General features: G+C 74.9%; 4 protein-coding genes. All 4 read left to right on the top strand.

Features of this window, described 5'->3' with window-relative positions:
- Positions 1-221 precede the first annotated feature (221 nt).
- Positions 222-1,349, top strand: a complete 1,128-nt coding sequence (locus L1885_RS23760) for a mandelate racemase/muconate lactonizing enzyme family protein (RefSeq protein ID WP_235799214.1) — start codon at positions 222-224, stop codon at positions 1,347-1,349.
- A gap of 307 nt (positions 1,350-1,656) precedes the next feature.
- Positions 1,657-2,307: a COG4315 family predicted lipoprotein gene (locus L1885_RS23755; RefSeq protein ID WP_235799213.1), complete on the top strand. Its 651-nt coding sequence runs from the start codon at positions 1,657-1,659 to the stop codon at positions 2,305-2,307.
- Complete coding sequence (locus L1885_RS23750; protein ID WP_235799212.1) at positions 2,304-3,536, top strand: APC family permease; 1,233 nt, start codon at positions 2,304-2,306, stop codon at positions 3,534-3,536. The genes L1885_RS23755 and L1885_RS23750 overlap by 4 nt, the downstream gene beginning before the upstream one ends.
- A 209-nt stretch (positions 3,537-3,745) precedes the next feature.
- Positions 3,746-4,687 (top strand): D-2-hydroxyacid dehydrogenase family protein, encoded by a 942-nt coding sequence (locus L1885_RS23745; RefSeq protein ID WP_235799211.1) that lies wholly within the window; start codon positions 3,746-3,748, stop codon positions 4,685-4,687.
- Positions 4,688-4,751: the final 64 nt, after the last annotated feature.

Raw genomic sequence — 4,751 nt, 5'->3', positions numbered from 1 at the left:
GGGCGGCGGGGCGCCGGCTGCTCGACGTCCGCGCGCTGGGGCTGGCCCGGGCCCTGCGGGCCTTCGACGCCGCCACCCGCCCCGAGGCCGCGTCCGGGCCCGCCGCGTCCGCCGCCACCTGACCACCCGAACACTCGGCGCACCCCGCGTTCCGAGCTTCCGCGTTCCGAGCTTCCGCGTTCCGAGCGGCCCCGAGCACCCCGAGCACCCCGAGGAGAAGAATGAAGATCACAGACGTCGACGTGCAGGTGGTCAACCTCCCGCTGGTCAACCCCTTCACGAGTTCCTTCGAGACCAAGACGGGGGAGACCCGCACGGTGGTGCGGGTGCGCACCGACGACGGTGTGGAGGGCTGGGGCGAGACCATGTGGGGGCGGCCGGTCGCCGCGATCGTGCGGTCCCTCGCGAAGGACCTCATCGGCACCAGCCCCTTCGCGCTGGAGGCGTTCCACCGCAAGCAGCACATGGTGCCCTTCTTCTACGGCTACCTCGGCTATGCCGCCATCGCCGCGCTCGACGTCGCCTGCTGGGACGCCATGGGCAAGGCCACCGGGCAGTCCCTGACCGACCTGCTCGGCGGGCCGGTGCGCGACGAGGTGCCCATCACGGCCCTCATCACGCGCGCCGACGCCCCCGGCGCGAGCCGCGAGGCGCTGCCGGGCGCGCTCGCCGACCACGCGGCGCGCGTCGTCGCCGAGGGCGGCTTCCGGGCGGTCAAGCTCAAGGGCACCACCGACGTGGACGGCGACGTCGCGATCCTGCGCGCGCTGCGCGCCGCCCTGCCCGCCGTCGACCTGCGGGTGGACCCGAACGCGGCCTGGTCCGTGCCGGATTCGGTGCGGGCCGGGATCGCTCTGGAGGAATTGGACCTGGAGTACCTGGAGGACCCGTGCACCGGCATCGAGGGCATGAGCCAGGTCCACGCCCGCGTCCGCATACCGCTGTGCACCAACATGTGCGTCGTGCGCTTCGAGGACTTCGCCCCGGCGATGCGGCTCAACGCGGTCGACGTCATCCACGGTGACGTCTACAAGTGGGGCGGCATCGCGGCGACCAAGGCCCTGGCCGGCCACTGCGAGACGTTCGGCCTCGGCATGAACCTGCACAGCGGCGGCGAACTCGGCATCGCCACCGCCGCGCACCTCGCCGTCGTCGCGAGCACCCCCGTCCTCTCGCGCGCCATCGACTCCATGTACTACCTGCACTCCGACGACATCATCGAGCCCCTCGACCTGGCCGACGGCCGGCTGCGCGTGCCGACCGGCCCCGGTCTCGGCGTGCGGGTCGACGAGGACAAGCTGCGGCACTACGCCGCCGTCAACGAACGGGAGGGCGACCTCACGGGCTGAGTCCCGCGCGCCGGGCCCGCACGCGCGGGCCCGGTCCGCGGTCCCCGGGCGGGCCCGGCCCGCGGTGCCCGTGCGAGCCCGGCAGGCGACCGCAGGTCACGCCCGTCGTCGGGCACTCCATGCCGCCGTCGTGTGACCCACGCCACACGGCGGCGGTTGAGTGTTCGCCGGAGGCCGCCACGTAGTGAGGGACAGGACGCGCCGACCGGCCCCGGTTCCCGCCACGGGGAGGGCGCGGCGCACCGGGAGCCCCGGCCGGCAGGGCCGTGTGCAGCTCCCCCGCACGTCTCGTGAGGGGACAACTTCGATGAACGGTACGACGACAACGCGTGGGAACAGGAAGCGGCGGATCTCGTCCACCGCGGGCCTCGGCCTCTCGCTCGCGGCCGTGGCCGCGTTCGCGGCCGCCTGCGGCGGCGGCTCCGACTCGGCCTCCGGCTCGGCGAGTTCGCCCGCGAGCGGCGGCGGTGCCAGCAGCAGTGCGAGCGCGCCCGCCGCGTCCGGCTCGAGCGCCGGCGGCGCCGGCACGGCGGCCGTGTCGAGCATCGGCACCAAGAGCGGCGACATGGGCAGCTACCTGACCGACAACGCCGGCAAGACCATCTACCTGTTCGCGCAGGACACCTCGGGGAAGTCGACCTGCGACGGCGACTGCGCCGCCGCCTGGCCCCCCGTGACGGCGGACGCCGCGCCGAAGGCCGGACCGGGCGTCACGGCGGGCAAGCTGTCCGTCGTCAAGCGGTCCGACGGCACGTCGCAGGTCGCCTACGCGGGCCACCCGCTCTACTACTTCGCGGGCGACTCCGCCGCGGGCGACACCAAGGGCCAGGGCGTCGACGGCTTCGGCGCCAAGTGGTGGCTCGTCGGCCCCGACGGCAAGCAGATCACGAAGACGGCCTCGCCCACGGCGAACGACGGCGGCGGCAGCGGCTCCGACGCGGGCGGCGGCTGGTCGTGACGTCGGCCGCGGCCGTCCCGGCGGCCGGCGCCGGGCCGGCCGCGGCGCCGGACACCGATCCGGACACCGGGCTGCGCCGCACGGTGGGCCCCTGGGCCTTCCTCGGCGTCACCGTCGCCTCGCTCGGCGGCCCGCTCGCGCTCGCCGCGCTCTACGCGCCCTCGATCGTCGCCGACGCGGGCGGCTCCGCGGGCCTTTCGGTGCTCGCGGCGGCCGTCGTCTTCGGGTTCCCGCTGGCGATCTGGCTGCGCTACTCGCGTGACATCGCGTCCGCCGGCGGGCAGTTCGCCTTCGTGGAGGCGGCGGCCGGGCGGCGCGTCGCGCAGGTGCAGGCGGGCATCTGGATCGTCAGCTACGTGCTGTACCTGCTCGACACCACGGGCTCGGTCGTCCACGACACACTGCCCGCCGTCCTGCCCCAGGTGAAGCCGTACCAGAGCGCCCTGGAGATCGCGATCCCGCTGTTCCTGGCGGCGGTGATGCTCGCGGGCCGCGCGGTCGCACTGATCACGACCGGTGTGATCGCCGCGGGACAGCTGGTGCTGGTCGCGATCCTCGACGGGGTCGCCGTCCACCACGCCGCCCCGCTCGCGTCGTTCGGCACCGGCGCACCCGCCGGGCCGCTGGCCACCTCCGTCGGCGGGACCGCGCTGCTGTACGTGTGCGGGAGCCTGCCGCTGTTCCTCGGCGGCGAGGTGGTGGCACCGCGCACCCGCACGGTGCGCCGGGGGCTGGTGGCGGGCTATCTGCTGGTCGCGGCCGGTGTGATCGTGGCGGTGTTCCCGCTCGCCGCCGACCCCGCGTTCCTGCGGGCGCCCATCCCGGGCATGTCCCTGGTGCGCGTCTTCGCCGGGCACGGCCTCGCGGTCGCCGTCGGAGTGGGCGTCGCGGTCAGTGTGGTCGGTGTGATGCTGGTCGAGTTCCTCGCGCTCAGCAGGCTGCTCACCGCCGCCACGCGGCTGTCGCTGCGCAGGGGGACGGCCTGGCTCGCGGCGGCGCTGGTGGTGGCGGGCCCGGTCAGTCTGATCGACCCGGACGCGTTCTACGACAGCCTGATCAAGCCGTCGCTGTTCGCGCTGTGGCTCAGCCAGTTGATGGTGTTCGCGGTCTACCCGCGCTACGCGGTGCGCAAGGGCGCGCACCCGGTGGTCTCGTACGCGCTCGGCGCCGCGGGGGTGGCCTTCGCGCTCTACGGCCTGTGGGCGGTGTGGCACCACGCGGTGAGCTGACCGCGCCGGGCGCGGCGCGGTGCTCACTCCTTCGACGGGCGGCGTCCGCACGCGTCGAGCCGGCCGTGCGGGCGCTCCACCGCCCGCCACGGGCCGGTCCCGGGCCCCTCCGGTGCCCGCCGCGGTCCCCGCGTCATCGCCGCGGTGTGACGGAGGGGACAGGGGCCCTCGCCCCCGCGCCCCCTGCGCCGGCGAGTAGTTTCAGGCCCATGAGGATCGCAATTCTGGACGACTACCAGCACGTCGCGCTCGGCTTCGGAGACTGGGGCTCCCTCGACGCGGAGATCCGGGTGTTCCACGAGCCGTTCGCCGACGAGGACACGCTCGTGCGCGAACTGGCCGGGTTCGACGTGGCCGTGGCGATGCGCGAGCGCACCCCGTTCCCGGCCGCCGTCCTGCGCCGGCTGACCGACCTGCGGCTGCTCGTCACCACGGGCGCCCGCAACCGGTCCATCGACGTCACCGCGGCCGGCGAGCTCGGGATCACCGTCTCCTGCACGGGCTACGCGTCGGCCCCGACCGCCGAGCTGACCTGGGCGCTGATCCTGGCGGCCGTGCGCAACGTGCCGGCGGAGAACCGGTCCGTGCGCAGCGGCGGCTGGCAGACGGGTGTGGGCGGCGACCTGAACGGCCGCACGCTCGGTCTCCTCGGCCTCGGCCGGCTGGGCGCGCGCGTCGCGGCGATCGGGCAGGCCTTCGGGATGGAGACGGTCGCCTGGAGCCAGAACCTGACGCCGGAACGCGCCGCGGAGCACGGCGTCAAGGCGGTCACCAAGGACGAACTGTTCACCCGGTCCGACGTGGTGTCCGTGCACCTGGTGCTGAGCGAGCGCAGCAGGGGCCTGGTGGGCGCGCACGAACTGGCGCTCATGAAGCCCACGGCGCTGCTGGTGAACACCTCGCGCGGGCCGATCGTCGACGAGTACGCGCTGCTGGCGGCCCTGCGCGAGCGGCGCATCGGCGGCGCCGCCCTCGACGTCTTCGACGAGGAGCCGCTCGCCGAGCGCCACCCGTTGCGCGCGCTGGACAACGCGCTCCTCACGCCGCACGTCGGCTACGTCACGCGCGACACGTACGAGGTGTTCTACCGCGACGCGGTCGAGGACATCGCGGCCTGGGCGGCGGGCAGCCCGGTGCGCGTCCTGACCTGACCCCGCGCACCCGCCCGGCCGGCGGCGGGCCGGGGGCGGTCGGCTGCCGCCGTCCGCGCGTCGC

Source organism: Streptomyces fuscigenes (genome assembly GCF_021556455.1).
Classification (GTDB): domain Bacteria; phylum Actinomycetota; class Actinomycetes; order Streptomycetales; family Streptomycetaceae; genus Streptomyces; species Streptomyces fuscigenes.
This window is presented reverse-complemented; position numbering and strand designations above follow the sequence as displayed.

Excerpts from the sequence above, each read along its gene's own strand:
- L1885_RS23760 (WP_235799214.1), top strand. The coding sequence starts at position 222 with ATGAAGATCACAGACGTCGACGTGCAGGTGGTCAACCTCCCGCTGGTC.
- L1885_RS23755 (WP_235799213.1), top strand. The coding sequence starts at position 1,657 with ATGAACGGTACGACGACAACGCGTGGGAACAGGAAGCGGCGGATCTCG.
- L1885_RS23745 (WP_235799211.1), top strand. The coding sequence starts at position 3,746 with ATGAGGATCGCAATTCTGGACGACTACCAGCACGTCGCGCTCGGCTTC.